Here is a 24,856-nt window from a genome sequence, read left to right on the forward strand (position 1 = left end):
TGGTTATTTGGTCTGGATTTATCAATAACATCCAGGAGGCAGTAAAATGAAATTATTAAAAGAAAATGAAGAGATCTCTTTATCAGGAGATGAGGCCATTAAAATATTAACAGATGTTGAATATGTTCTTATTTCATTGCGAGATATTGCCAGGCATTACTACGATAACGTCGACGGTGAGATTACATCTGAGAATAGATCTGCATATTGTGAAGAAACCGCAAGATTTATAGATGAAAATGAGATTACTAAAAAAATAGCAAATATAAGAAGAGTAATTAGCGAGAAATTTAACCTTGAGCCAGGTGATGATGAGATGGATGATATTGAAAGAGAATTAGAAAATATTCGTTATTGGAGGCCACGTTCGTAGTAGGGTACTGATAAATCGGAATTTTGTAGGGGTTTTTATCGGCGCTGCTTTTTATCAATAGTAATACTATGTTGGATTTTTATCGTGGCAATTAAAAAGAGCACTCTTAAAGATGGTTTGGTTTTTATAAATGACGATAACCCAGGCGAGTCCGTTATAGTTAATTTCTACACTTTTGTTAGCCTTGTCAAAGGCATAATGGTCGCTTATGGTAAAAAATCAGAAGGCGAGGCAGAGTCTATAATTAATAACTCACCTATGCTAAATGTGCCACCCCAAAATTATCTGGAAGCTTGCTTGCTGGGGCACGAGGAGGAGTATTATTGGGCTATGGTTATTTCACATGGTGATCGGTATTTTGAAAAGGGATTTAGTTATGCTGCGCCTGGTAGCTACGATGAGTGGGAAAGCAAATATATAAAAGATAACAATCTCAAAACTAATGCGCTGATATTTAAAGATGAGGAGTGATGGAATTGCTGGGAAATAAAAAAGCGCTGATTCTAAAGTTAATGATGAAGCAAATTAATCTCTCTGAATTTCTATGCCAGTTTGGTGATGGTTCCGGAGTGTTAGATCTCTGTAAGGAGTTAACCATTGCGCGAGAAGCCAAAGACGCTGAGCTTGTTGACCTTCTTCTTTATCTCAGTGCGGTAGTAAAATTTGATTACTACGATGTCGACATATTAAACCAGCTTGTGACAGATCCCTGGCATCAGAAACATGAAGAGATCGTAAGATTGTTAGATCATTATCGGCAGCCTTCCAGCGTTAATCCTCTTTATGAAGCCGCGCTGCTCAATCTTGATTACAGGGATTACGATGATGATTTCATACTGGCAAATAAATGCATACGGACGCTGGAGAGAATACAGGACCAAAATGCTATTGAGAAAATGAAATTATTAGCCAGCGCTGATAATGAATTAATCCGTCAATATGCACAAAAATACTTAAATAGAGTCCGGCGCTAAAGCAGAACAAGCTTATTGGATTGGCTGATCTTTAAGGCGTGAAGGCGCGTTATCCGCAACACGTCGCGCTTCTTAAGACCTTACTTATCTCTTCTGGCAGGCCAAATTGACAACCACACCTCGCCACGCTAGTTTTCCCGAAAGCCCTCGACCTATTAAACCATGATTGATTTTAACGCCGATATTATTAGCTTCACCTCACTTGCCAATATCCGTCTCGGGCATTCTGTGGATATGTACCTTGAGGAGATGCTTACCCGCTTTACTGTCGAGACGAAAGAGTACCCCTCTTCACCGCCGTTGGGCGGCGATATGCACGGCTATTTTCTTGATGACAACACGGTATCGATCTTTACCGATGCGAACGACATCATCGTCTCCGTCATCGGTAACCAGAATTATCACGGGAGATACCAGAATAAGCTCTGTGCCGGTATCACCATGGAGCGGCTAACGCTTCTCAGCAAAAGCGTCCTGCTGATTAACGGCGCTCTGATTGTTGATAATGACTACGGGCTCGCTTTTTCTCTCCCTTCGCCCTATGACGAAATTGCCGATCATTTGCAGCACATACCCGGCGATCTGCAACTTTTTGAGATTGTCGTCAGCGACTACTCTTCCTGGGCACCGCCAGCTTCACGCAGAGGACGTAAAAAAAGATGAATACCAGCCTGCTGCAAACCACCCTGGACGCGTTCAAAACCACTCACCATTTAACTTTCCCCGAACGTTACACGCGATTTCTCGCCGCGCAGCGCGACGCTACTGAAATCACCACGCCCGAAGGTGATGCTATCTATTTATACGCCCACGGCGATCTGCTGGAGCGAAACGACACCTACGCCATCCAGCAGGTGGAGCCTGAGTATCTGCTGATTGGTCAGGATGGCGACGTTGGCTACTTTATTCACGGCAAATCGGGCAACGAGACGATCTACAGGCAGGATCTCGGTGCGCTTGGCGCGCTGCCGATGGAGCCTGCCGCTGAGAGTATCGACCAGCTGCTCGCCTGAGCATTTTGCCTTTGATTTTCCTCACAAAGCCCTTTCCAGCGCTGCCCGTTCGCTTGCCAGACAAAAATTTAATTTAAAGCTGGTATAACTTTTGCGCACATTCTTCCGATATATCCGTCATGCGCCCCGCGCCACGCCATATCGGAGAAGTTATGTCAGTCAAAAGAAATACCGGGAAAAAGCTCAAAGCCAGGACGCTGATGTTGATATCCATCTTTGTCACGATAACCGCCGGTTTTCTTGTGACCATTGGCTTGCTGATATGGCAAGCGATGGCGCAGCAGGAGACGGTGGCAAAGAAACATCTGCAACAGATTGCCCAGACCGAAACCCTGCAGGTCAGCCAGCAGCTTGATTCCGCGCTGGTTGCGGCGCGCGATGTCGGCAACAGCGCCTGGTCACTGCGTGAAGCAGGCCTTGCGGATCGCAAAGGGCTGGATCAGCTCCTGCGCGACTACCTGCATGCGCACAGCGATTTCCTCTCGATGTCGCTGGCCTTTGAATCGAACGCTTTCGACGGCAAAGATGCCGAATTTGCCGGCAAACCGGAGCAGGATCCTGCTGGTCGCTACGCCCGTTATGTCGATCGTGACTCGGCAGGCAACCCGTCTCTGCACAACCTGCTCGATTACGAAACGCCGGGCAGCGGCAACTACTATGTGCTGCCGCGCCAGCGCCAAAAAGAGGTGATTATCGAGCCCTATATCTACCCCTACAACGGGGTCGATGTGATGCTTACCTCCATCGCCGCGCCGATTATGCGCAACGGTAAATTCCAGGGGTCGGTCACGTCGGACTTCTCACTGGCGACGCTGCAAAAACGGATTGGTGCCATCAAACCATGGGACGGCGTCGGCTATGCCGTGCTGCTGTCGGCGGAGAATAACGTCGTCTCCAGCCCGGACAAAGCGGCCATCGGCAAGCCCTACAAGGGCACCATTACGGGCAGCGAGGTGGTGCGTTTTGACGATCCGCAGCTCGGCGAACCGGCATTTATTACCTGGCGCACCATTGCGGTCGGCAACAGCGGCACGCCGTGGAAACTGGCGATTATCACCCCGGTCAGCGTGGTGATGGCGGAAGCCTGGCACTTCCTGATGAACGCAATTGTGATGATGGTGCTGAGTATTATTATCGTCAGCCTGGTGGTGGCGCTGGTCTTTACCCGCAAAGTCGCGCGCCCGGTGGGCGGTGAGCCATCCGAAGCGGCGGAGATCGCGCTCTCGGTTGCGCAGGGCGATCTCAGCAGCACCATCCCCGTGCAGAGGGGTGACAGCAGCAGCATCTTCTACGCGCTGCACGCCATGCAGGGGCAGTTGCACCGCATTGTCAGCACCATCACCGATGCCAGCAACTCGGTGCGTGCGGGCAGTAGCGAAATTGCCGCCGGAAACCTCGATCTCGCTTCACGCACCGAAGAGCAGGCGGCGGCGATTGTGCAAACCGCGGCGAGCATGGAGCAGATTGCCGTCACGGTGAAAAATAACGCCGATAACGCTCACAAAGCGACGCGTCTTACCGAGCAGGCGACGGAGATTGCCGGGCAGGGCGAAGCGCTGGTCGACGAAGTGGTCGATGTCATCAATAAAATCGACGAAAGCGCGCAGAAGATCGGCGATATCAACAGCATCATCGACGGCATCGCTTTCCAGACCAATATCCTTGCGCTGAATGCCGCCGTGGAAGCGGCGCGCGCCGGGGAGCAGGGGCGTGGTTTTGCGGTGGTTGCGGGTGAAGTGCGCAGCCTGGCGCAGCGCAGCGCCAATGCGGCGAAAGAGATCTCAACGCTGATTGATGAGTCGACCGGCCGCGTCAGCAAAGGCGTGGCGCTGGTGAATGAAACTGGCGCGATGATGAAGCAGATCATCGAGGCGGTCACCAATGTCCACCTGGTGATCAACGAAATCGTACAGGCGCTGGATGAGCAGACCAAGGGCATCAACCAGGTCAGCGTGGCGGTAAATCAGATGGATAGCGCCACCCAGCAGAACGCCTCGCTGGTGCAGCAGATCTCCGCGGCCGCCATGTCGCTGGAGGAGCAAGCGAAATCACTGGAAGAGACGCTGGCCTTCTTCGCCGCGCGTCAGGTGTAATGCAAAGGCCCGCAATGAGCGGGCCTTTCTCTTTAATGCGTCATTTTGCCAGATCGTCGAGCAGCGCCCGGTGAAACGTCGCCGGGTCCTGCATCTGCGGCGCGTGGCCTAAACCATCAAACTCCACCAGCCGGGCATTGGGGATCAGCTCCGCCGCCTCTTTGCCCAATACCTTGTAGTTGCCGACCGCCTTTTTCACCTCCGGCGGCGCATCATCGCTACCGGGCGCAGTTGTATCGCCGGTGCCGATAAACAGCGTAGTGGGCACGCGTAAATCCTTAAACTCATAGAACACCGGCTGGGTGTAGATCATGTCGTAGATCAGCGCCGAGTTCCACGCCACCCGCGTCTTGCCCGGCCCGTTATTTAACCCCGCCAGCATCTCAACCCATTTATTGTATTCCGGCTTCCATTCACCCATGTAATAGGTCTTCTGCTCGTAGGCTTTAATGCTCTGCGCGGTGCTTTTCAGCTCGCGCTGATACCACGCGTCCACGCTGCGATAGGGCACGCCCTTCGCCTTCCAGTCCTCAAGCCCAATCGGGTTAACCATCACCAGCTTCTGCGTCTCTTGCGGGTACATCAGCGCATAGCGCGTCGCCAGCATGCCGCCAGTGGAGTGGCCGATAATCACCGCTTTTTTTACCCCCAGCTTCGCCAGCAGTTGATGGGTATTCTCCGCCAGTTGCTGAAAGCTGTACTGGTAATTGGCCGGTTTAGTGGAGGTGCAGAAGCCAATCTGATCGGGGGCAATCACCCGGTAACCGGCCTCATGCAGCGCGGTAATGGTGCTCTCCCAGGTGGCGGCGCAAAAGTTTTTGCCGTGCAGCAATACCACGGTTTCGCCGTTCGGTTTATCGGCGGAGATATCCATATACCCCATGCTTAAGGGCTGGCGCTGGGACTGAAACTCAAAGTGCATCAGCGGCCACGGGTAGGTGAACCCTTCAAGCTGGCCACCATACTCCGCGGACTGCGCCGCACCGGTGAAGAGCAACGCGAGCAGTAGCGCGCGGCGGGGAAAACGTCGCATACAACCTCCTGGCTCGTTTAAACGATATCGTCCACCACGCCGCCATCGACGCGCAGCGCTGCGCCAGAGGTCGCCGACGCCTGCGTTGAGCAGACATAGACCACCATATTCGCCACCTCTTCAACGGTGGCGGCGCGCTGGATAACCGATGAAGGGCGATTCGCCATCACAAACTCTTTCGCCAGCGTCTCCAGCGATTTACCGGTTCTCTCCATCTCTTCCTGCATCATGCCGGCGAAACCGTCGGACATCGTCGGCCCCGGTAATACGCTGTTGACCGTGACGCCGCTGCCGGCAACAAACTTCGCCAGCCCGCGCGCCAGCGAGAGCTGCGCCGTTTTGGTCACGCCGTAGTGGATCATATCTGCCGGAATATTCAGGGCGGACTCGGAGGAGATAAACACCACGCGGCCCCAGCCCTTATCAACCATCTCGGGCAGCAGCGTGCGTGCCAGCCGCACGCCGGACATGACGTTGGTCTGCCAGTAATTCTCCCAGGTCTCGTCATCGGTGGCGTAGAAATCCTGCGGGCCATAAATACCGGCATTATTGACCAGGATATCAACCCCGGAGGCCGCCTCAAGCAGCGAAGAGACGCCCGCAGACGAGCCAAGATCGGCAACAGCGGTACGCACACGAGCGCCGCTCACGTGCTGGGTTAACGCCGCTTTGGCCTTGTTGACCGACTCGTCGCTGCGCCCGTTGAGGATCACCTCTGCACCGCTCTGCGCCAGCCCGGTCGCAATTGCGAAACCAATCCCGCCCGTCGAGGCGGTAACCAGCGCCACTTTTCCGCTCAGATCAATCTTCATCATTCGCTCCTTATCACGTGGATTTGGCAAATAAATAAGCCTGGCACATGTGGCGCCGTGCGGGCGAAAAAGCATCAGCTGTGGCTATGGGGGTCCTGCGCCAGACACTGTAAATGGCCGTGGCGCACGCCGCGCTGGGCGATCACCTCATCGGCGAAATGCTCAATCTCGCCGCGTTTGCCTTTTAGTACGGCAATCTCAAGGCAGTCGTCATGGCTGATGTGCACGTGCAGGGTGGCCACTGAGAGATCGTGATGGTGGTGCTGAGTGGCGACAAGGCGGCTTGCCAGCTCGCGCTTCTCATGTTCATACACGTAGGTCAGCACAGCAAAGCCCTGCTTCTCCGGATCCGCCGGAGCCTCCTGCGCCAGTGCGCCGCGCAGCAGATCCCGCGCGGCTTCTGAGCGGTTGTGGTAGCCGCGCCGCTGGCTTAGCGCGTCCAGGGCAGCGAGCAGATCGTCGTCAAGCGTTAGGGTAACGCGTTGCATAGCGGGTTCCTCGGGCGAAGTGAAGGGAGGGCGGGTAACACCGCCTGTTGTAGCGCCTGGCCCGCAGCGGAGCTAAAGCGCAGCGGCGCACTGACGGTGACGTTTTCGACTATCTGCCCGGCGTCCATCACCAGCACCCGCTGGCAGAAGCGCTCAACCAGGCGCAGATCGTGGGTGATAAACAGGCACGCCGCGCCGGAGCGCTGTTGCAGGCGTTGCAGCAGGGCGATGATGCCGCTTTGCACCACGCGATCGAGGCTGGAGACCGCTTCATCCAGGATCAGCAACCCCGGCGCGACCGCCAGCGCCCGGGCGAGGCAGACACGTTGCAACTGACCGCCGCTCAGCTGCATAGGGCGTTTCTCCAATAAATCAGGCTCCAGCTCGACATCTGCGAGCAATTGCATGATGCGCTGGAGCTGCTGCGCTTTGCTGAGCTTTGCCAGGTGGCGCAGCGGTTCACGCACGATGTCGCGCACCGTCATGCGCGGGTTGACCGCGCTAATCGGATCCTGAAACACCATCTGTACATCGCGGCGAAAATTGCGGCGCGCGGCACGATCAAGCGCCGAAAGTGGCGTTCCACGCCAGCAGACGTGGCCTTGCTCAGGTGCTTCCAGCCCGACCAGCAGGCGCGCCAGCGTGCTCTTGCCGCAGCCGCTGCGCCCGAGCAGGGCGACGGTTTCACCCTGCTTTAGCGTCAGGGAGATATCGCTCAGCACCTGTTGGTGGCGGTAAGCGTGGGAGAGTTGGTTAACGGTGAGGAGGGTCATTACGCAAGCTCCATGCCGTAGAGCGCCAGGTGCGCGCTCACTAACTGGCGAGTGAGCGGATGCTGCGGCGCGTGAAAAATAGCCCCGACCGCGCCGCGCTCGATGATGCGCCCGTTATCCATCACCGCCACCTCATCGGCGAGACGCGCCACCACGCCCATATCGTGCGTTACCAGCAGCATTCCCGGCTGGCGTTGCTGCATCAGGGAGTCGAGCAGGTCAAGGATACTGGCCTGGGCGATGGCGTCGAGATCGGTGGTCGGCTCATCGGCGATAAGAAAGGGCGCCTCGGCCAGCAGCGCCAGCGCAATCATCACCCGTTGCAGCATGCCGCCGCTCATCTCAAAAGCGTGAAGGGCGAGAACGCGGCGCGCATCGCGCAGGCCCACCCGCTCCAGCGCAGCGATAGCGTGCGCTTCACTGAACGGTTTGCCCAGCGCCAGGCTGCTCTCCCGCGCGTGGTCGGCCATGGTTCGCAGCGGGTTGAACGCGCTGCGTGGGTTTTGCATCACCGTTGCCACCGTCACGCCGCGCAGCGCCTGGGGAGAAACCGGCTGGCCGTCGATCAGCACCGCGCCCGCCGTTTGTCGAACGCCTGCGGGCAATACGCCAAGCGCTGCCGCGCAGGTGAGGGATTTGCCGCTGCCGCTGGCACCGACCAGCGCCAGCACCTGGCCGCGGCGTAGGGTAAGAGAGAGATCGGCAACTAGCGGTCGCGCTGCGGAAAGCGTGAGATGTTGCAGGCTCAATTGCGTAGCCATCAGTGGGCGTGCTCCGTAACCAGATGTGGGTCGAGATGGTCGCGCAGCGCGTCGCCCACCAGGTTGAAGGCCATGACGCTGAGAAACAGCGCCAGCCCCGGCCACAGCATTTGCAGCGGCTGCGTCCAGATAAACTGCCGCGCGTCATTGATCATCACCCCCCACTCCGGCGTCGGCGCGCTGACCCCGAGGCCGAGAAAGGACATCCCGGCGACATGCAGCATCATATGGCCGATATCCAGCGTCGCCAGCACCAACAGCGACGGCACTATTGCGCCCGCCAGGTGATCGCGAAAAAGATGCAAATAACCCGCTCCGCTCAGCCGTGCGGCCAGCACATATTCGCGGCTGCGCAGCGACAGCACCAGGCTGCGCACCATCCGCGCATACCAGGCCCAGTGAGAGAGCGCGATGGCGATAATCACATTGGTCAGGCCGGTGCCAAGCACACCCACCATAAAAAACGACAGGATCGAGGTGGGGAAGGTCATAAAGAGATCGGCAACACGCATAATCAGCTGATCCACGCGTCCGCCAAGCAGCCCGGCGCAGCCACCGGCGCCAAGCCCGAGGATCAACACCAGCATCAGGCAGCAGAGCACCGATCCGAGCGACACGCGGGTGGCGGCCAGCAGCCGGGAGAAGATATCGCGCCCGAGATGATCCGTGCCGAGCCAGTGCTGGCTATCGGGCGGCAGCAGCCGCGCAGGCAGGTCGATAGCCTGCGGATCGAAGGGCAGCCACCACTGGCAACTCAGAGCGATGATAAACAGCAACGCCAGCATCAGCAGGGCGAGGCGCACCGGCCAGCGCGCGGTGTGGAGAAAGTGCATCAGTGCGCTCCTTCATGATGACGGACGCGCGGATCGAGCGCGGCGCTCAGCAGATCCACTGCCAGGTTGCAGAGGGCAAAAACCATCACCATCACCAGCGTAAAGCACTGGATCACCGGGTAGTCGCGGTTGAAGATCGCCGAGACGGCGTAGCGGCCAATGCCGGGCCAGGCGAAGATGCTCTCAATAATCATCGTGCCGCCAATCAACTCGCCAATATGCATCCCCAGCGCAGTGATCACCGGCAGCGACGCGTTGCGCAAAATATGGCGCCGCTCGGTCTGTTTCTCGCTCAACCCGCGCAGCCGCGCCCAGGTGACGTGGCGCTGCCCGGCGGCCTCCAGCAGGCTGGCGCGCAGCAGACGCGCATTGATGGCCAGCGACATCAGCGCGATGGAGACGGCGGGCAGAATCAGGTGCTGCCAGCCGCCGTAACCGAGCGCAGGCAACCAGTGCAGATGCACGGAAAAGAGCATCACCAGCAGAAAGGCGAGCCAGAAGTTGGGCATTGAGACACCAAGAAACGCCACCGCGCGGACAACAAAATCGGGCCACTTATCGCGGTGTCGCGCTGCCCAGATGCCGAGCGGCAGCGAGGTCAGCAGGATCAGCACCAGCGCCGCGCCCGCCAGCTGCAAGGTGGCGGGCAGAAAGCGCAGCACATCCTCCAGCACCGGGCGCTGGGTGGCATAGGAGAGGCCAAAATCGAGATGCAGCGCGCGCCATAACCAGTGGGCGTACTGATCGACTAACGGCTGATCCAGGCCGAGCGCCACGCGCGTGGCGGCAATCATCTCCGGCGTCGGCGGCAGGTTCGACAAGCGTAGGTAATCGAGCGCCGGGTCGCCCGTGCCGAGGCGCAGCAGCAGGAAAATCACCACAGAGGCGGCAAGGATCATCGGGATCAGTAGCAGCAAACGCTTTATCACGTAGCGGCTCATTGCGCGCTGCCCGGTTTGATCTGATCAAACGGGATCTCGGCGGCAACGGGCGCAAACGGGATCTCTCCCAGCTCCGGCTTCGCCACCACCATTGTCGACACATAGCTGATCGGCAGATAGACGGCATCGTTATGCAAGCGGGTCAGAATATCGCGATAGAGTGCCTGCCGGGTGGCCTCATCCCGGGCGGTGAGCACTTCGCCAATCTCTTTGTCGATCAGTGGCTTGTCAGGCAAACCCTGCTGCGCCTGGTAATCGGCGTGCGAGGGCACACGCATCGAACTGACAAACGCGTGGGGATCGTAGGGCGCGCCCCAGCTGCGGTTGAAGATCATGCCGAAACGGCCGTCGCGCTGGCGGGCGTAGATGCTGCTCTCCTCTTCACCGATCAGCGCGATATCCACGCCCACCTGGCGCAGATTGGCCTGAATAATCTCCGCCATCGATTTGCTCAGCGCGTCGGTGCCGGTAAAGGCCAGCTCGATATGCAGCGGCTGGCCCGCTTTTTCGCGAATGGTTTTCCCGGCGGGCAATAACCAGCCCGCGTTTTCCAGCAGCGCATTCGCCCGGGCGGGATCGTACTGACGCGCTTTAAGACCAATATTGGCGTAGGGCACGTCCGGAGCGAAAAGCGTATCGGCGACCTGCTGCGTACCGTACAGCGCGCCGACGATAAGGGTTTTTTTATCCACCGCATAGTTCAGCGCTTCGCGCACCGCCAACTCGTTGGTCGGCGCGCGAGCGGAGTTGAGCGCCAGCATCACCGTTTCCACTGGCGCAGAGAGTTGGGTGCGCCATTGCGGGTTCTGGCGATAGCGGGCGAAGGTATCGAGCGTCAGCAACCCTTCGTTGCCGTAGAGCAGGTCAATCTCGCCGGTTTCAAACGCCACGGCGCGGCTGGTGGCATCGGGGATCACCTTAATCACCACTTTCGCCAGCGCCGGTTTCGCGCCCCAGTAGCGCTCGTTGCGCACCATTACGTCATATTGATTCAGGCGTGATTCCTGCAAAACCCACGGCCCGGTGCCGATGGGGGCGACAATGCCGTTCAGGGTTTCATGGTTTTTAAACTGCGACGGGGCGATAAAGCGAAACGGGCGGGGCAGGGCAAGCTCTTGCAAGAAGGGGTAATAGGCGCTTTTGAGCGTGATTTGTAACTGATTGGGGCTTAACACTTTCACTTCGCTTATCTGGTTCACCAACTCCAGCCAGGCGTGGCGCGAGCGATTATCCAGCACCGCACGGAAGTTCTCCGCTGCCGCTTCGGCGTTAAAGGGCTCGCCGTTGGAGAAGGTCACGCCGTCGCGCAGGGTGAAGACCCAGGTTTTGCCATCCGGCGAATGGCGCCAGCCTGTTGCCAGCCACGGGCGCACCGTGCCGTCGGCCTCATATTTCACCAGTGGTTCATAAATCATGCTTTGCGCGAACATCTGGTTCGGAGTGTAGAGGTGAGGGTTGAGCGGGCCGACATTCACCGGCCAGGCGGTGGTGAGAGTATCCGTTGCCGCAAAAAGGGCAAACGATGCGCAGAGCAGCAGCAGAGCGCCAGCATAACGGTAGAAAAACACGTAAGCGTCCTGACGAAACGTCATTGGCGGGAAAGTATGACGATTTTAATTATTCATCATACGAATGAGATGTTTTAGATCAAACGGCGGGCGGTTGCGCGGGATTAATTCTCGGTGGGCGGATGAGGATTGCCGGATGGATACGCGCGGAATACGTAGGCCCGTTAAGCGCAGCGCCACCGGGCATCTTCCCTTACTGCGCTTTAAACAGCTGCAACAACATCTCTACCTGCTCATCGAGCGGGGCGAGATCCTTTTTGACGATCAGATGCAGCGGCGTGGCGCGCCGCGCGCCGTGGTTAAGCGGCAGCGCTTTCAACTGACCGCTCGCCAGCAGCGGCGCAATACGCTCCTGCGGCAGCCAGCCGTAACCGACCTGATACTGCACTGCTTCGATGGCGGCATCAATGGTGGAAAAGGTCCACGCCTCCTGCGCAACAGGCGTCTGGCGGGCGTCGCTTTCGGCGATGCGGATCTGCGGCCAGGCGGCGAGCATCGCTTCGCTCACCTGCTGCGCCGCGCTGAGAGGGTGATCGCGGTGCGCCACGCAGACAAAATCGATATTCATCAGCCACTCGCCGCGCCCGGTCATATCCTGGCGGCGGGTCAGCACCATCACATCCGCCTGCGCGTAGCTCGGCGCATCGTCCGGGGCGGTCTCCAGCACTTCAGTCAGGCGTACCTGGGTTTGCGGGTAACAGTGCTGGAACTGGCGCAGGATGGCGAACAGTCGCGCGCGCGGAAAGATGCTGTCGACCACCAGATCCAGCCGGGTACGCATACCGTTACGCAGCGTAGCGGCGCGGGTCTCCACCCACTCAAACGCTTTCAGCAGCGGCTTCACCTGGCTGAGCAGCAGTTCGCCCGCTGGCGTCAGCACTGCCCGTCGCCCCTCCGGCATCAGCAGCGCAACGCCGAGCCGCTCCTGCAGGAGCGCGAGGTTATAGCTGACCGAAGACTGGCTGCGGTGTGTCTCTTCCGCCGCTTTAGCAAAGCTGCCCAGTTCGACCACTTTTTGCAGCAGCGACCATTGTTCCAGCGTGCTCTTGTGCATGACTCATCTAATTTTTGAATGAATGTGATGCAAATATAGCGTTATTCATTGGTTTTTTGCAGAGGTACGATCTCCTCAACAACAAGAGGAGATGAGATATGAGCAGCTTTGATAAACATGATTTGAGTGGCTTTGTCGGTAAACATCTGGTCTACACCTACGATAATGGCTGGAACTACGAGCTGTATGTAAAAAATGCCAACACCATTGATTACCGCATTCACAGCGGGATTGTGGCCAACCGTTGGGTGAAAGATCAGCGGGTCTATATCGTTCGCGTTGGCGAAAGCATCTATAAAATTTCCTGGACTGAGCCGACCGGCACCGACGTCAGCCTGATTGCCAACCTCGGCGATCGCCTGTTCCACGGCACCATCTTCTTCCCGCGCTGGGTGATCAACAATCCGGAGAAAACCGTCTGCTTCCAGAACGAGCATATTGCGCTGATGGAATCCCTGCGCGAGGCAGGCCCCGCTTACCCGACAGAAGTGATTGATGAGTTTGCCACCATCACCTTTGTGCGCGACTGCGGTGAGAATAATGAGCAGGTCATTGCCTGCCCGGCCAGTGAATTACCGGCTAATTTCCCGCGAAACTTATCAGAATAGTTTCACATTTATGACGCTATTAACGTTGTAGCTGATGAAATAATTGTTTGCAGAAAAATAAGACTATTTTTGCTTTGTTGTCATTCCGTTTAAATAATTAAGATAACGCCCGTTCATTGACTGAATGGGCGTTTTTTATTGCACTTTTTTGACAGGTATCACAGTATAAAAAACTTGCTGTATTATATATCTAGATGTTTTTAAAGGTTTTTATATTTTTATCTGAAGGTTAAATTCTTAATCTTGTCCTAATCTTTTATTGCTACCCTAACCATTATCACCTTTTCGGTAAAAAACACTGAAATCGTAGGTTCATTCTATTTTCATTTAAGTTTTGTGCGCCATTTTATTCCCATTACATGTTTCACTGTGGCAGTTTTTTAATATGCCGTTGATGCCAGGAAAAAATGATGAGTGAATTTTTACCCTTTTCACGCCCATCGATGGGAGAGGATGAACTCGCCGCCATTCAGCAGGTGCTGGCGTCGGGCTGGATCACTACCGGGCCGAAGAATCAGGCACTTGAAGCCGCGTTTTGCACACTGACCGGCAACCAGCACGCCATTGCCGTCAGCTCCGCCACGGCGGGGATGCACGTCACGTTAATGGCGCTGGGTATCGGTGCGGGCGATGAAGTGATTACTCCCTCAATGACCTGGGTCTCCACCCTCAACATGATCGTGCTGCTCGGCGCGACGCCGGTGATGATCGATGTCGATCGCGACACGCTGATGGTGACACCCGAGGCGATCGAAGCGGCAATCACGCCGCGTACCAAAGCAATTGTGCCAGTGCACTACGCCGGCGCACCGGTGGATATCGACGCCATTCACGCCCTCGGTGAGAAGTACGGCATTCCGGTGATTGAAGATGCCGCCCACGCGGCGGGCACGTACTACAAGGGCCACCACGTTGGCGCGCGCGGTTGCGCAATCTTCTCCTTCCACGCCATCAAAAATATGACCTGTGCCGAAGGCGGGCTGGTGGTAACCGATGACGAAGCGCTGGCAAACCGCATTCGCAGCCTGAAGTTTCACGGCCTCGGCGTCGATGCCTATGACCGCCAGACACACGGCCGCGCGCCGCAGGCCGAGGTGATTTCGCCGGGCTTTAAATACAACCTCGCGGATATCAACGCCGCTATTGCGCTGGTGCAGCTCGATAAACTGCCGGCCGCCAACGCCCGCCGTCAGGAAATTGCCCAACGCTATCTGAATGAACTGGCAACGACGCCATTTCAGCCGCTGGCGCTGCCGTCGTGGCCGCATCAGCACGCCTGGCATCTGTTTATTATTCGCGTCGACGAGCAGCGCTGCGGCCTCTCTCGCGACGCATTGATGGAGCGGCTAAAAGCGCAGGGTATCGGCACCGGCCTCCATTTTCGTGCGGCGCATACCCAGAAGTACTACCGCGAAAACTTCCCGACCGAACTTCCCAACACGGAGTGGAACAGCGCGCGTATCTGTTCCCTGCCGCTCTTTCCGGATATGACCCATGACGACACAACCCGCGTCATTGACGCGCTTAAACAGATTGCAGGCTGCTGATATGTTCACCCTCCCGCTTATTGAAAAAGTCTCGGTGGTGATCCCGGTTTATAACGAACAGGAGAGCCTGCCGGAGCTGATCCGCCGCACCACCACCAGCTGCGCGCAAATCGGTATCGATTACGAAATCCTGCTGGTGGATGACGGCAGCAGCGATGACTCCGCACGTATGCTGACCGACGCGGCAGAGCAACCCGACAGCCATATCGTCGCGGTGCTGCTCAACCGCAACTACGGCCAGCACTCGGCGATCATGGCCGGTTTTAGCCATGTCACCGGCGATCTGGTGATTACCCTGGACGCGGATCTGCAAAATCCGCCGGAAGAGATCCCGCGGCTGGTGGCGAAAGCCAACGAAGGGTATGACGTGGTGGGCACCGTGCGGCAAAACCGCCAGGACAGCCTGTTTCGCAAGCTGGCGTCGCGCGGCGTTAACCACTTGATCCAGCGCGCTACCGGGAAAGCGATGGGCGACTACGGCTGCATGCTGCGCGCCTATCGCCGCCATATCGTTGACGCGATGCTGCGCTGCCACGAGCGCAGCACCTTTATCCCGATCCTCGCTAACACCTTTGCCCGCCGGGCGGTTGAGATCCCGGTGCAGCACGCCGAGCGCGAATTTGGCGACTCGAAATACAGTTTTATGCGCCTGATTAACCTGATGTACGACCTGGTGACCTGCCTGACCACCACGCCGCTGCGCCTACTCAGCGTGTTTGGCAGCGTCATCGCGCTGTTTGGCTTCTCGCTGTCGCTGCTGCTGGTGATTCTGCGGCTGGCGTTTGGCGCGCAGTGGGCGGGGGAAGGGGTATTCACGCTCTTCGCCATTCTCTTCACTTTTATCGGCGCACAGTTTATCGGCATGGGCCTGCTTGGGGAGTATATCGGGCGCATCTATAACGATGTGCGCGCCCGTCCCCGCTATTTTATTCAACGCGTTGTCCGCCAGGATCATGACGTTTCGCAAGAGGAAAAGAACCAATGAAAGCCGTTGTTTTTGCTTATCACGATATGGGATGCGTCGGCGTACAGGCCTTACTGGACGCCGGGTTTGATATTGCGGCCATTTTTACCCATGCCGACAACGCACAGGAAAACGCCTTTTTTGGCTCGGTAGCACGCCTTGCCGCCGAGCGCGGTATTCCGGTTTATGCCCCGGATGATGTTAACCATCCGCTGTGGGTTGACCGCATTGCCGAGATGAAGCCGGAGGTTATTTTCTCGTTCTACTACCGTAACCTGCTCGGCGAAGCGATTTTGAATAACGCGCGCATCGGCGCGTTTAACCTGCACGGTTCGCTGCTGCCCGCCTATCGTGGACGCGCGCCGCTGAACTGGGTGCTGGTGAATGGCGAAACGCAAACCGGCGTCACGCTGCACCGGATGATCTCCCGCGCGGATGCCGGAGCGATCATCGCCCAGCAAGCGGTCGAGATTGCCGACGCCGATGACGCGCTGTCGCTGCACCGTAAACTGACCGAGAGCGCCAAACATCTGCTGGAAGGCGCTTTACCGACGCTGAAAAGCGGCACCTTCAGCGAAACCGCACAGGATGAGAGTAAAGCGAGCTATGTTGGCCGCCGCACGCCGGAAGATGGTCGCCTGGAGTGGGAAAAACCGGCACAAACCCTGCACAACCTGGTGCGTGCGGTGAGCGATCCTTGGCCGGGCGCGTTCAGCTTTGTTGGCACGCACAAATTTATCGTCTGGAAATCTCGCGTGCGCAGCGACGTGGCGCCAGCGCGAGCGGGAACCGTTATCTCCGTTGCGCCGCTGATTATCGCCTGCGGCGAGGGCGCGCTGGAGGTGATGACCGGCCAGACTGAGAAAGGCGTTTATATGCAGGGCGCACAGCTGGCGCAGTCGCTGGGGCTGGTGGCCGGGGCGCTGTTGAGCAGCAAACCGGTGGTGGCGGTAAAACGCCGCACTCGCGTGCTGATCCTTGGGGTAAACGGCTTTATCGGCAACCACCTGACCGAGCGCCTGCTGCGCGACGATAACTATGAGATTTACGGCCTCGACATCGGTTCCGACGCCATCGGACGTTTTCTCGACTGCCCGCGTTTCCACTTTGTCGAAGGCGACATCAGCATCCATTCAGAGTGGATCGAGTACCACATTAAAAAATGCGACGTGGTGCTGCCGCTGGTAGCGATCGCCACGCCGATTGAGTACACCCGCAACCCGCTGCGCGTCTTTGAGCTCGATTTTGAAGAGAACCTGAAGATCATCCGCGACTGCGTGAAGTACAACAAACGCATCATCTTCCCGTCGACCTCGGAAGTGTACGGCATGTGCACCGACAAAGTGTTTGATGAGGATAACTCGAACCTGGTGGTCGGGCCGGTAAGCAAACAGCGCTGGATCTACTCGGTGTCGAAACAGCTTCTTGACCGTGTGATTTGGGCATACGGCGAGAAAGAGGGGCTGCGGTTTACGCTCTTCCGTCCGTTTAACTGGATGGGCCCGCGTCTGGATAACCTCAATGCCGCGCGCATCGGCAGCTCTCGCGCCATCACTCAGCTGATCCTCAACCTGGTGGAAGGTTCGCCGATCAAGCTGGTTGAGGGCGGAAAACAGAAGCGCTGCTTTACTGATATCAGTGACGGTATCGAAGCGCTGTTCCGCATTATTGAAAACCGTGACGGGCGCTGCGACGGCGAGATTATCAATATCGGCAACCCGGAGAACGAAGCCAGTATCAAGGAGCTTGCCGAGATGCTGCTGGAGAGCTTTGAGCAGCATCCGCTGCGCCACCGCTTCCCGCCTTTTGCCGGTTTCCGCGACGTCGAGAGCAGCAGCTATTACGGTAAAGGATACCAGGATGTTGAGCACCGCAAACCGAGCATTCGCAACGCCAAACGCTGCCTGCAGTGGGAGCCGACGGTGGCGATGCGCCAGACGGTTGACGAGACGCTCGACTTCTTCCTGCGTACGGTCGAACTGACGGATGAGCAATAAGCATGAAAAAAATCGGCTTACGTATTGATGTCGATACCTTTCGCGGCACGCAGCAGGGCATGCCGCGCCTGCTGCAGCTGCTGGAGAAGCACCAGATTCAGGCGAGCGTCTTTTTTAGCGTCGGCCCGGACAATATGGGGCGGCATATCTGGCGTCTGCTGAAGCCGAAATTTTTCTGGAAGATGCTGCGCTCGCGCGCGGCGTCGCTATATGGCTGGGATATTCTGCTGGCCGGAACTGCCTGGCCGGGGCGCATTATTGGCGATGCCAATGCAGAGATCATTCGCCAGACGGCGCGCATGCATGAAGTGGGGCTGCACGCCTGGGATCACCACGCCTGGCAAAGCTGGAGCGGCGTCTGGGATCAGGCGCGGCTGGAAACGGAGATCGCTCGCGGCCTCTCGGCGCTGGAGCGGATTATCGGCCAGCCGGTCACCTGCTCGGCGGCGGCGGGCTGGCGGGCGGATCAGCGGGTGGTGAAAGCGAAATCGGTCTTCCCGTTTCGCTACAACAGCGACTGTCGCGGCAGCCAGCCTTTCCGCCCGCAACTGGCGGAAAACGTCTACGCCGCGCCACAAATTCCCGTTTCGTTACCCACCTGGGATGAGGTCGTTGGCTCCTCGGTGAGCGCCGAGGGCTTCAACCGCTTTATCCTCGATCGCATGCATCGCGCCCGGGGTACGCCGGTCTACACCATCCATGCCGAAGTGGAGGGGATTATCGGTGCCGATGCGTTTGATCAACTGCTGACGCTGGCGGCGCAGGAGGAGATTACGTTTTGCCCGCTGGGGCAGTTGCTACCGGACGATGTCACGACACTGCCGCCCGGCAAAGTGGTACGCGGCGAAGTGGTTGGCCGCGAAGGGTGGCTGGGATGCCAAAAACTGTTGAGTGCACAACGATGAAACCTGTTCATTATGGTTTAGCGCTGCTGGCGCTGTTTGCCCTTTATTACCTTGCGCCGCTGGAGTATCGCCTGCTCTGGCAACCAGACGAGACCCGCTATGCGGAGATCAGCCGCGAAATGTTGCAAAGCGGCGACTGGATAGTGCCCCATTTCCTCGGGCTGCGCTATTTTGAAAAACCGATCGCCGGATACTGGATCAACACCCTCGCGCAGTGGGTATTTGGTCATAACAACTTCGCGGTACGCTTTGGCGCGGTCTTCTCCACCACCGTTTCTGCCCTGCTGGTTGGCGCGTTAGCGTGGAAGATGTGGCGCGACAAAGCGACGGCGCTGCTCTCGGGCGTCATCTACCTGACCGTGCTGCTGGTCTACGGTGTCGGTACCTATGCCGTGCTGGATCCGATGATCGCCTTATGGATGACGCTGGCGATGTTCAGCTTCTGGCTGGCGGCGCAGGCCACCAGCAGACGTGGGAAAGCGGGCGGCTATCTGCTGCTCGGCATCGCCTGCGGTATGGGGGTGATGACCAAAGGGTTTCTGGCGCTGGCACTGCCGGTTATCGGCGTGTTGCCGTGGGTGATTGCGCAGCGGCGCTGGAAAGAGGTGCTGATCTGGGGCTGGCTGGCCGTGCTGGCATGCGTCCTGACGGTGCTGCCGTGGGGGCTGACCATTGCGGCGCGCGAGCCGGATTTCTGGCGCTACTTCTTCTGGGTTGAGCATATTCAGCGCTTTGCCCTGGAGGACGCTCAGCATAAAGCCCCGTTCTGGTACTACATTCCCTGTTTGCTTGCCGGTTCGCTGCCGTGGCTTGGCCTGCTGCCCGGCGCGCTGAAAACCGGCTGGCGCGCGCGCAGTGATGCTTTCTACCTGCTCGGCTGGGTGGTAATGCCGCTGATCTTCTTCAGCATCGCCCAGGGAAAACTGCTGACCTATATTCTGCCCTGCTTTGCGCCGCTGGCGATATTGATGGCGCGTTACGCGCGCACCGCTGCGAGCGTGAAAGTGCTGCGCATCAACGCCGGGATCAATATCACTTTCGGGGTCACTGGCGCGATCGCCGCGCTGGTGGTGTCGCCGTGGGGAATGTTGAAGCATCCCGTCTGGCTGCCGATCGAAGATTATAAAGCGGCGCTTGCTGCCTTTATCTTCCTGATGTGGGCGCTGGTCGGGCTGTTTACCTTCAGGGCCAGCGCCGAGCGTTGGTTCTTCGCCGCGCTTTCGCCACTGACGCTGGCGCTGCTGGTGGGGTTTGCCATTCCGGATAAAGTGATGGATTCCAAACAGCCGCAGTTCCTGATCGCCTGTATTGATGACGCGCTGGCGGAGAGCCGCTATGTGCTGTCGGATAATCCCGGCGTCGCCTCCGGTCTCGCCTGGGAGCTGAAGCGCAGCGATATTCTGCTGTTCGGTTCGCGCGGTGAGTTGGCTTATGGCCTGGATTATCCTGATGCGAAAGGGCGCTTTGTCGCCGAGCGTGATTTCACCGACTGGCTGGCCGGGCATCGCCAACAGGGAATTGTTTCCCTGGTGCTGCACCAGTCGCAGGCCGATGAGTTTATGCGTCTACCCATTCCAAAACCGGATAACGTCTATCAGCAGGGGCGGATGGTGTTATTGCAGTACTTTCCGCAATGAGTAGCTGGATCTGGCTCGGCGCCGCCAGCCTGTTGAGCTGCCTTGGGCAGCTGTGCCAGAAGCAGGCGACGCGCCCGGCGAGCGGGGCATCGCGCGGCAGGCACGTTGGTCTATGGCTGGCGCTGGCACTGCTGGCGCTGGGGGCGGGGATGGTGCTGTGGCTGCTGGTGTTACAGCGCATTCCGGTCGGCGTCGCCTACCCGATGCTGAGCCTCAATTTTGTCTGGGTGACCCTGGCGGCGAGGGCGATCTGGCATGAGCGGATCACGTTGCGCCATGCCTGCGGTCTGGCGTTGATTATTGCCGGTGTGGCGCTGCTCGGGAGTTCATTATGAAGGGGCTACCCTGGGCGCTTATTAGCGTGCTGCTGGTGAGCGGGGCGCAACTGTTACTGCGTGATGGCATGCTGTCGCTGCCGCCGTTAACCGATCTGCGCGCCTTTTTGCTGGCGCTGCTGCATGCGCGGGCTGGCACGCTGGCGCTGCTGTTGGGATTGGCGGGCTACGTGGCGTCGATGGGCTGTTGGTACCTGGCTTTGCACCGGATGGCGCTGAGCAAAGCCTATGCCCTGCTCAGCCTGAGTTACATTCTGGTGTGGGCCGCCGCCATCTGGCTGCCTGGCTGGCATGAACCCTTCACGCTGCGCGGCGCGTTTGGCGTGGCGCTGATTGTGGCGGGCGTGCTGGTTATCTTCCTGCCCGCCCGCAATAAAGCTTAACCCGGTAATCGCGATTTCGGTCGGCCTGGGCCAAGCATAATCGCCAGCTTGCTGCCGCCGGTGGTGGTCTCCATCCAGATTTTGCATACGCTGGTGAGCGGCACCGAGAGCAGCATCCCCACCGGGCCGAGCAGCCATCCCCAGATTAATAATGAGAGGAACACCACCAGCGTCGACATGCCGAGGCGGTGGCCCATCATGCGCGGTTCAAGGATATTGCCAATCAGCATGTGCACCACCAGGAAGAGGGCGCCGACTAACAGGCACTCGTAGGTGCCGTTGAACAGCAGGGCCTGGATCATTGGCGGAATGGCGGAGATCACCGACCCGATATTCGGCACGTAGTTCAGCAGGAAGGCGAGCACGCCCCACATCAGCGCAAACTGCACATCGAGCGCCACCAGCCCGACCCAGACAATCAGCCCGGTCCAGACGCTGAGCAGCGTTTTCAGCGCCAGGTAGTGCGATACCCCTTTCAGCGCGCGGTGCAGACCAGCGATGTGGATCTGCGGATTGTTAAGGGCAAAGCGCATTTTGTAGGGCACGTGGCGCACTTCAAACAGCATAAACACCACTGTCATCACCAGCAGCACGACGCTTGCCATCGCATTCGATAACTGCGTCGCCATGGTGGTGGCGAAGGACATCATGCGGTCGGAGTCCATGCGTTGCAGCATGCGCTCCGGGGAGAGATGCAGATGCAGGAACGGCAGCGCATCCTGAAGCTGCAAAAACTTGCGTGTCAGCTCGCGGTTGTACTTCGGCAGCAGGGTCATAAAGTCATTCATCGACGCGGCAAGCACGGCGAATAAGGCGGTCAGGAAGACCAGCATCACCAGCACGACAATGGCAATGGCCGCCGGGCGCTTGATGCCGCGGCGTAGAAACCAGGTCACTAGCGGGTTAAGAACAATGGCGAAGAAGAGCGCCAGCAGGAGTTGCACAATAATATCGGCTGCGGCGTGGATACCGGCGAGTATTACCACCAGTGACGCCAGTTTGAGAAGAATGTGGAGGCCCGCCCGGTCTGGCTGAGGTTGCATCATGATTAATTCCTTTTTTTTCTTATTGCCAGTAAGTGTAGTGCGCCGCGCCACCTTCGCCTGACAGAGATAATCTTAAAGTCGTGCTGCTTTCTACCTTGTGTCGTGGTAATAGTGAAATACTGTTGTAAAAAATCTGAGTAAATCCTGATGCCTGAACACAGCGCTGAACCGGCGCCGAGCGGATTGCGCCTCAATCTGCGGATTTTGTCCGTCGTAATATTTAACTTCGCCAGCTATCTCACCATCGGTCTCCCGCTGGCGGTGCTGCCCGGCTTTGTCCATGACGTGATGGGCTACAGCGCCTTCTGGGCGGGGCTGGTGATAAGTCTTCAGTACTTCGCCACGCTGCTCAGCCGCCCGCATGCCGGGCGCTATGCCGATCTGCTGGGGCCAAAAAAAGTGGTGATTTTCGGCCTCTGCGGCGCGTTTCTCAGCGGGCTGAGCTATCTGCTGGCGGGAATGCAGTCGGGCGTGTTGAGCCTGGTGCTGCTCTGCCTTGGGCGGGTGATTTTAGGCATCGGCCAGAGTTTTGCCGGTACCGGCGCGACGCTGTGGGGCGTCGGCGTGGTCGGTTCAGTGCATATCGGGCGCGTCATCTCGTGGAATGGTATTGCCACATACGGGGCGATGGCGCTTGGCGCACCGCTCGGCGTGCTCTGTTATCACTATGGCGGCCTGCACGGGCTGGCGGTGACGATTATGGCCGTCGCGCTGTTGGCGGTGCTACTTGCGCTACCGCGCGCGGCGGTGAAAGCCAGCAAAGGCAAACCGCTGCCGTTTCGCGCCGTGCTCGGCCGCGTCTGGCTCTACGGGATGGCGCTGGCGCTCGGTTCGGCCGGTTTTGGCGTGATCGCTACCTTTATCACCCTCTATTACGATGCCAGAGGCTGGGACGGTGCGGCGTTCGCCCTGACGCTCTTCAGCGTGGCGTTTGTTGGCGCGCGCCTGCTGTTTCCCAATGGTATCAACCGTTTTGGCGGCCTCAATGTGGCGCTAATATGCTTCGCGGTGGAGACCTGCGGGCTGCTGCTGGTGGGCCTGGCGGTCGACCCGTGGATGGTGAAACTGGGCGTTTTCCTGACAGGGGCCGGTTTCTCGCTGGTCTTCCCGGCGCTGGGTGTGGTGGCGGTAAAAGCGGTGCCGCAACACAATCAGGGCTCGGCGCTGGCGACCTATACGGTGTTTATGGATCTCTCGTTAGGCGTGACCGGCCCGCTGGCAGGGCTGCTGATGGCCTGGGCGGGCGTCTCATCTATTTATCTTGCCGCCGCCGGGCTGGTGGCGATTGCGCTGCTGTTGGCGTGGCGGTTAAAGCAGAGAGTACCGGATAGCGCGTAAACGCTTATCCGGCCTGACATAAAAAAAGGGAACCCGCAGGTTCCCTTTCTCTTTTCGATTATTGCGGCGTTATTTCACCACGATGGTGTTGATAATGTTCTCGGCAGCGGTCTGCGCCTGCTGCTGATTTTCCGCCGGCAGCGTCACCTGAAGCGTTACCAGATGGTTATCAATTTTTCCCAGCACCACGGAGGACCATGCGGTCTGGCCTTTGGCGGAGATCACGCTGTCAAGCTGTTGCAGAGTCTGCCCTTTCAGCTCAATCGCACGGTTGGTCACAACCTGCAACTGCGGGTCGCGGCTGCGCTGCTGATCTTCCAGACGTTTCGCCAGCACGCTCAGATCTTCCTGCGTGTTATCACCCACAATCACAATCACCGCTTTCTGGCCGGTGGCATCAGAGTAGACGTGCATGTTGTTGGATTGCGTGCCCAGCTTGCCGCTCTGATCGGTCATATCCGCAGGCAGCGAGAAGCTGAGTTTACCGTCGAGCAGGGTCACCGGCTGGCCGGAGGCGTTACTCTCTGCGGCGGCACCCTGAACGGGCTTCTTGCTGTCGCTGTTATCACAGGCAGCCAGCCCCATCACCAGCAGGCCAATACCGACATATTTCACCAGATTGCGCATTGACTTCATCCTTTCAATAAACAGCCATAATGGCTCGTTGTTCCATATTATCACAACTGATAAGTCGTACCTTTAACCCGCTTGTAATGCCGAGATTTCAGATTTGTCTGCCAGTCTTTTCAGCAACATATTCAACAGCACGCCGTACATCGGCAGGAAGAAGGCGATGCTGATAAGCACCTTGAAGCTGTAATCCACCAGTGCGATTTCGGTCCAGTGTTGCGCCATAAAGGGATCCGGGCTGCGCCAGAAGGCGATAAAGAAGAAGGCCACCGTATCGCTGGCGTTACCAAAAATGGTCGAGGCCGTTGGTGCAAGCCACCAGCGGCGGCTCTGGCGCAGGCGGTTAAAGACGTGCACATCGAGGATCTGCCCCAGCGCATAAGCCATAAAGCTGGCGGCGGCGATACGCGCGACAAACAGGTTAAAGTGGGCGAGCGCGCCGAAACCTTGCCAGCTGCCCATATAAAACAGCGACGAGATAACGTAAGAGGCGAGCAGGGCGGGCACCATCACGGCAAAAATAATCCTTCGTGCCAGAGGCGCGCCAAAAATGCGTACGGTGAGATCCGTTGCCAGAAAGATAAACGGAAAACTGAATGCACCCCAGGTGGTGTGGAAGCCGAAAATGGCGACCGGGAGCTGCACCAGATAGTTACTGGAGATAATCACCAGCAGGTGGAATAGCGATAGCCAGACCAGCGCCTTCATGCGCTGTGCGTTGGAAAAGTGCGTCATATTGTGACCTTTTTG

The 24,856-nt window shown here is 57.9% G+C and carries 27 protein-coding genes; 15 read left to right on the forward strand and 12 right to left on the reverse strand.

Translation table 11 applies throughout. From position 1 onward, the window contains the following. Window positions 1-46 precede the first annotated feature (46 nt). The 6 genes from BWI95_RS09095 (at window position 47) to BWI95_RS09120 (ending at window position 4,453) form a co-directional block, all read left to right on the forward strand. Complete coding sequence (locus tag BWI95_RS09095) at window positions 47-373, forward strand: hypothetical protein (RefSeq protein WP_054802661.1); 327 nt, start codon at window positions 47-49, stop codon at window positions 371-373. An 84-nt stretch (window positions 374-457) separates the two neighbouring features. After that, entirely contained in the window at window positions 458-844 is a 387-nt protein-coding gene (locus tag BWI95_RS09100; RefSeq protein WP_083699366.1) for a hypothetical protein, read from the forward strand. Beyond that, window positions 844-1,347, forward strand: coding sequence for a hypothetical protein (locus BWI95_RS09105; RefSeq protein ID WP_076769371.1), 504 nt, complete (start codon window positions 844-846; stop codon window positions 1,345-1,347). Before BWI95_RS09100 ends, BWI95_RS09105 begins: the two co-directional genes overlap by 1 nt. A gap of 162 nt (window positions 1,348-1,509) precedes the next feature. Further along, window positions 1,510-2,010 carry a hypothetical protein gene (locus BWI95_RS09110; RefSeq protein WP_076769372.1) on the forward strand — a complete coding sequence of 167 codons (501 nt, stop codon included), beginning with the start codon at window positions 1,510-1,512 and terminating at the stop codon, window positions 2,008-2,010. Further along, window positions 2,007-2,360, forward strand: a complete 354-nt coding sequence (locus BWI95_RS09115) for a hypothetical protein (RefSeq protein WP_076769373.1) — start codon at window positions 2,007-2,009, stop codon at window positions 2,358-2,360. The genes BWI95_RS09110 and BWI95_RS09115 overlap by 4 nt, the downstream gene beginning before the upstream one ends. Window positions 2,361-2,560: 200 nt before the next feature. Further along, window positions 2,561-4,453, forward strand: coding sequence for a methyl-accepting chemotaxis protein (locus BWI95_RS09120; RefSeq protein WP_376783330.1), 1,893 nt, complete (start codon window positions 2,561-2,563; stop codon window positions 4,451-4,453). A 40-nt stretch (window positions 4,454-4,493) separates the two neighbouring features. Here the strand turns inward: BWI95_RS09120 and BWI95_RS09125 are convergent, their stop codons facing one another. From BWI95_RS09125 to BWI95_RS09165, 9 genes are all read right to left on the reverse strand, one after another. Then, complete coding sequence (locus BWI95_RS09125; protein WP_076769375.1) at window positions 4,494-5,486, reverse strand: alpha/beta fold hydrolase; 993 nt, start codon at window positions 5,484-5,486, stop codon at window positions 4,494-4,496. Between the two features lie 17 nt (window positions 5,487-5,503). After that, a complete protein-coding gene (locus tag BWI95_RS09130; protein ID WP_076769376.1) occupies window positions 5,504-6,298 on the reverse strand; it encodes an SDR family NAD(P)-dependent oxidoreductase in 795 nt (264 codons plus the stop codon). A 74-nt stretch (window positions 6,299-6,372) separates the two neighbouring features. Continuing rightward, window positions 6,373-6,786, reverse strand: a complete 414-nt coding sequence (gene nikR, locus BWI95_RS09135) for a nickel-responsive transcriptional regulator NikR (RefSeq protein WP_054802658.1) — start codon at window positions 6,784-6,786, stop codon at window positions 6,373-6,375. Continuing rightward, the gene (nikE, locus tag BWI95_RS09140) at window positions 6,768-7,559 is read right to left on the reverse strand and encodes a nickel import ATP-binding protein NikE (RefSeq protein WP_054802657.1); all 792 of its coding nucleotides are present in this window, start codon (window positions 7,557-7,559) and stop codon (window positions 6,768-6,770) included. Before nikE ends, nikR begins: the two co-directional genes overlap by 19 nt. Then, window positions 7,559-8,320 carry a nickel import ATP-binding protein NikD gene (gene nikD, locus BWI95_RS09145; protein WP_054802656.1) on the reverse strand — a complete coding sequence of 254 codons (762 nt, stop codon included), beginning with the start codon at window positions 8,318-8,320 and terminating at the stop codon, window positions 7,559-7,561. The genes nikE and nikD overlap by 1 nt, the downstream gene beginning before the upstream one ends. Next, entirely contained in the window at window positions 8,320-9,153 is an 834-nt protein-coding gene (nikC, locus tag BWI95_RS09150) for a nickel ABC transporter permease subunit NikC (RefSeq protein ID WP_076769377.1), read from the reverse strand. The genes nikD and nikC overlap by 1 nt, the downstream gene beginning before the upstream one ends. Beyond that, a complete protein-coding gene (nikB, locus tag BWI95_RS09155; protein WP_054802655.1) occupies window positions 9,153-10,094 on the reverse strand; it encodes a nickel ABC transporter permease subunit NikB in 942 nt (313 codons plus the stop codon). Before nikB ends, nikC begins: the two co-directional genes overlap by 1 nt. Further along, complete coding sequence (gene nikA / locus BWI95_RS09160; protein ID WP_054802654.1) at window positions 10,091-11,662, reverse strand: nickel ABC transporter substrate-binding protein; 1,572 nt, start codon at window positions 11,660-11,662, stop codon at window positions 10,091-10,093. Before nikA ends, nikB begins: the two co-directional genes overlap by 4 nt. Before the next feature lie 193 nt (window positions 11,663-11,855). After that, window positions 11,856-12,716, reverse strand: a complete 861-nt coding sequence (locus BWI95_RS09165) for a LysR family transcriptional regulator (protein ID WP_054802653.1) — start codon at window positions 12,714-12,716, stop codon at window positions 11,856-11,858. A 98-nt stretch (window positions 12,717-12,814) separates the two neighbouring features. Between BWI95_RS09165 and BWI95_RS09170 the strand changes: the two genes are divergently transcribed. From BWI95_RS09170 to arnF, 8 genes are all read left to right on the forward strand, one after another. Continuing rightward, complete coding sequence (locus BWI95_RS09170; protein WP_042713196.1) at window positions 12,815-13,324, forward strand: phenolic acid decarboxylase; 510 nt, start codon at window positions 12,815-12,817, stop codon at window positions 13,322-13,324. Between the two features lie 410 nt (window positions 13,325-13,734). After that, on the forward strand, window positions 13,735-14,871 hold the full coding sequence (gene arnB / locus BWI95_RS09175; RefSeq protein WP_076769378.1) for a UDP-4-amino-4-deoxy-L-arabinose aminotransferase: 1,137 nt from the start codon (window positions 13,735-13,737) through the stop codon (window positions 14,869-14,871). 1 nt (window position 14,872) lies between these two features. Further along, window positions 14,873-15,856 (forward strand): undecaprenyl-phosphate 4-deoxy-4-formamido-L-arabinose transferase, encoded by a 984-nt coding sequence (arnC, locus tag BWI95_RS09180; protein WP_054802652.1) that lies wholly within the window; start codon window positions 14,873-14,875, stop codon window positions 15,854-15,856. Further along, window positions 15,853-17,832 (forward strand): bifunctional UDP-4-amino-4-deoxy-L-arabinose formyltransferase/UDP-glucuronic acid oxidase ArnA, encoded by a 1,980-nt coding sequence (gene arnA, locus BWI95_RS09185; protein WP_076769379.1) that lies wholly within the window; start codon window positions 15,853-15,855, stop codon window positions 17,830-17,832. Before arnC ends, arnA begins: the two co-directional genes overlap by 4 nt. Window positions 17,833-17,834: 2 nt before the next feature. Next, window positions 17,835-18,737, forward strand: coding sequence for a 4-deoxy-4-formamido-L-arabinose-phosphoundecaprenol deformylase (gene arnD, locus BWI95_RS09190; protein WP_076769380.1), 903 nt, complete (start codon window positions 17,835-17,837; stop codon window positions 18,735-18,737). Then, window positions 18,734-20,374 (forward strand): lipid IV(A) 4-amino-4-deoxy-L-arabinosyltransferase, encoded by a 1,641-nt coding sequence (gene arnT, locus BWI95_RS09195; protein WP_054802650.1) that lies wholly within the window; start codon window positions 18,734-18,736, stop codon window positions 20,372-20,374. The genes arnD and arnT overlap by 4 nt, the downstream gene beginning before the upstream one ends. Further along, window positions 20,371-20,709, forward strand: coding sequence for a 4-amino-4-deoxy-L-arabinose-phosphoundecaprenol flippase subunit ArnE (gene arnE, locus BWI95_RS09200; protein ID WP_042713190.1), 339 nt, complete (start codon window positions 20,371-20,373; stop codon window positions 20,707-20,709). The genes arnT and arnE overlap by 4 nt, the downstream gene beginning before the upstream one ends. Continuing rightward, entirely contained in the window at window positions 20,706-21,092 is a 387-nt protein-coding gene (arnF, locus tag BWI95_RS09205; RefSeq protein ID WP_054802649.1) for a 4-amino-4-deoxy-L-arabinose-phosphoundecaprenol flippase subunit ArnF, read from the forward strand. Before arnE ends, arnF begins: the two co-directional genes overlap by 4 nt. Here the strand turns inward: arnF and BWI95_RS09210 are convergent. Then, window positions 21,089-22,138 (reverse strand): AI-2E family transporter, encoded by a 1,050-nt coding sequence (locus tag BWI95_RS09210; RefSeq protein WP_023482089.1) that lies wholly within the window; start codon window positions 22,136-22,138, stop codon window positions 21,089-21,091. The genes arnF and BWI95_RS09210 overlap by 4 nt on opposite strands. 147 nt (window positions 22,139-22,285) lie before the next feature. Here BWI95_RS09210 and BWI95_RS09215 point away from each other — a divergent pair, with 147 nt between their 5' ends. Next, entirely contained in the window at window positions 22,286-23,476 is a 1,191-nt protein-coding gene (locus BWI95_RS09215; RefSeq protein ID WP_076769381.1) for an MFS transporter, read from the forward strand. A 69-nt stretch (window positions 23,477-23,545) separates the two neighbouring features. On the opposite strand, the gene BWI95_RS09220 is transcribed toward BWI95_RS09215, so the two are convergent. Continuing rightward, complete coding sequence (locus tag BWI95_RS09220; protein ID WP_042713186.1) at window positions 23,546-24,103, reverse strand: DcrB family lipoprotein; 558 nt, start codon at window positions 24,101-24,103, stop codon at window positions 23,546-23,548. 72 nt (window positions 24,104-24,175) lie between these two features. Further along, window positions 24,176-24,841, reverse strand: coding sequence for a 7-cyano-7-deazaguanine/7-aminomethyl-7-deazaguanine transporter (locus tag BWI95_RS09225; RefSeq protein ID WP_042713185.1), 666 nt, complete (start codon window positions 24,839-24,841; stop codon window positions 24,176-24,178). Between the last annotated feature and the right edge of the window lie 15 nt (window positions 24,842-24,856).

The organism is Kosakonia cowanii JCM 10956 = DSM 18146, from assembly GCF_001975225.1.
In the GTDB taxonomy this organism is placed as follows: domain Bacteria; phylum Pseudomonadota; class Gammaproteobacteria; order Enterobacterales; family Enterobacteriaceae; genus Kosakonia; species Kosakonia cowanii.

Bases quoted from the DNA above. Each gene is read 5' to 3' on its own strand.
- BWI95_RS09095 (WP_054802661.1), top strand. From the start codon at position 47: ATGAAATTATTAAAAGAAAATGAAGAGATCTCTTTATCAGGAGATGAG.
- BWI95_RS09105 (WP_076769371.1), top strand. From the start codon at position 844: ATGGAATTGCTGGGAAATAAAAAAGCGCTGATTCTAAAGTTAATGATG.
- BWI95_RS09110 (WP_076769372.1), top strand. From the start codon at position 1,510: ATGATTGATTTTAACGCCGATATTATTAGCTTCACCTCACTTGCCAAT.
- BWI95_RS09115 (WP_076769373.1), top strand. From the start codon at position 2,007: ATGAATACCAGCCTGCTGCAAACCACCCTGGACGCGTTCAAAACCACT.
- BWI95_RS09120 (WP_376783330.1), top strand. From the start codon at position 2,561: ATGTTGATATCCATCTTTGTCACGATAACCGCCGGTTTTCTTGTGACC.
- BWI95_RS09125 (WP_076769375.1), bottom strand. From the start codon at position 5,486: ATGCGACGTTTTCCCCGCCGCGCGCTACTGCTCGCGTTGCTCTTCACC.
- BWI95_RS09130 (WP_076769376.1), bottom strand. From the start codon at position 6,298: ATGAAGATTGATCTGAGCGGAAAAGTGGCGCTGGTTACCGCCTCGACG.
- nikR (WP_054802658.1), bottom strand. From the start codon at position 6,786: ATGCAACGCGTTACCCTAACGCTTGACGACGATCTGCTCGCTGCCCTG.
- nikE (WP_054802657.1), bottom strand. From the start codon at position 7,559: ATGACCCTCCTCACCGTTAACCAACTCTCCCACGCTTACCGCCACCAA.
- nikD (WP_054802656.1), bottom strand. From the start codon at position 8,320: ATGGCTACGCAATTGAGCCTGCAACATCTCACGCTTTCCGCAGCGCGA.
- nikC (WP_076769377.1), bottom strand. From the start codon at position 9,153: ATGCACTTTCTCCACACCGCGCGCTGGCCGGTGCGCCTCGCCCTGCTG.
- nikB (WP_054802655.1), bottom strand. From the start codon at position 10,094: ATGAGCCGCTACGTGATAAAGCGTTTGCTGCTACTGATCCCGATGATC.
- BWI95_RS09165 (WP_054802653.1), bottom strand. From the start codon at position 12,716: ATGCACAAGAGCACGCTGGAACAATGGTCGCTGCTGCAAAAAGTGGTC.
- BWI95_RS09170 (WP_042713196.1), top strand. From the start codon at position 12,815: ATGAGCAGCTTTGATAAACATGATTTGAGTGGCTTTGTCGGTAAACAT.
- arnB (WP_076769378.1), top strand. From the start codon at position 13,735: ATGAGTGAATTTTTACCCTTTTCACGCCCATCGATGGGAGAGGATGAA.
- arnC (WP_054802652.1), top strand. From the start codon at position 14,873: ATGTTCACCCTCCCGCTTATTGAAAAAGTCTCGGTGGTGATCCCGGTT.
- arnA (WP_076769379.1), top strand. From the start codon at position 15,853: ATGAAAGCCGTTGTTTTTGCTTATCACGATATGGGATGCGTCGGCGTA.
- arnD (WP_076769380.1), top strand. From the start codon at position 17,835: ATGAAAAAAATCGGCTTACGTATTGATGTCGATACCTTTCGCGGCACG.
- arnT (WP_054802650.1), top strand. From the start codon at position 18,734: ATGAAACCTGTTCATTATGGTTTAGCGCTGCTGGCGCTGTTTGCCCTT.
- arnE (WP_042713190.1), top strand. From the start codon at position 20,371: ATGAGTAGCTGGATCTGGCTCGGCGCCGCCAGCCTGTTGAGCTGCCTT.
- arnF (WP_054802649.1), top strand. From the start codon at position 20,706: ATGAAGGGGCTACCCTGGGCGCTTATTAGCGTGCTGCTGGTGAGCGGG.
- BWI95_RS09210 (WP_023482089.1), bottom strand. From the start codon at position 22,138: ATGATGCAACCTCAGCCAGACCGGGCGGGCCTCCACATTCTTCTCAAA.
- BWI95_RS09215 (WP_076769381.1), top strand. From the start codon at position 22,286: ATGCCTGAACACAGCGCTGAACCGGCGCCGAGCGGATTGCGCCTCAAT.
- BWI95_RS09220 (WP_042713186.1), bottom strand. From the start codon at position 24,103: ATGCGCAATCTGGTGAAATATGTCGGTATTGGCCTGCTGGTGATGGGG.
- BWI95_RS09225 (WP_042713185.1), bottom strand. From the start codon at position 24,841: ATGACGCACTTTTCCAACGCACAGCGCATGAAGGCGCTGGTCTGGCTA.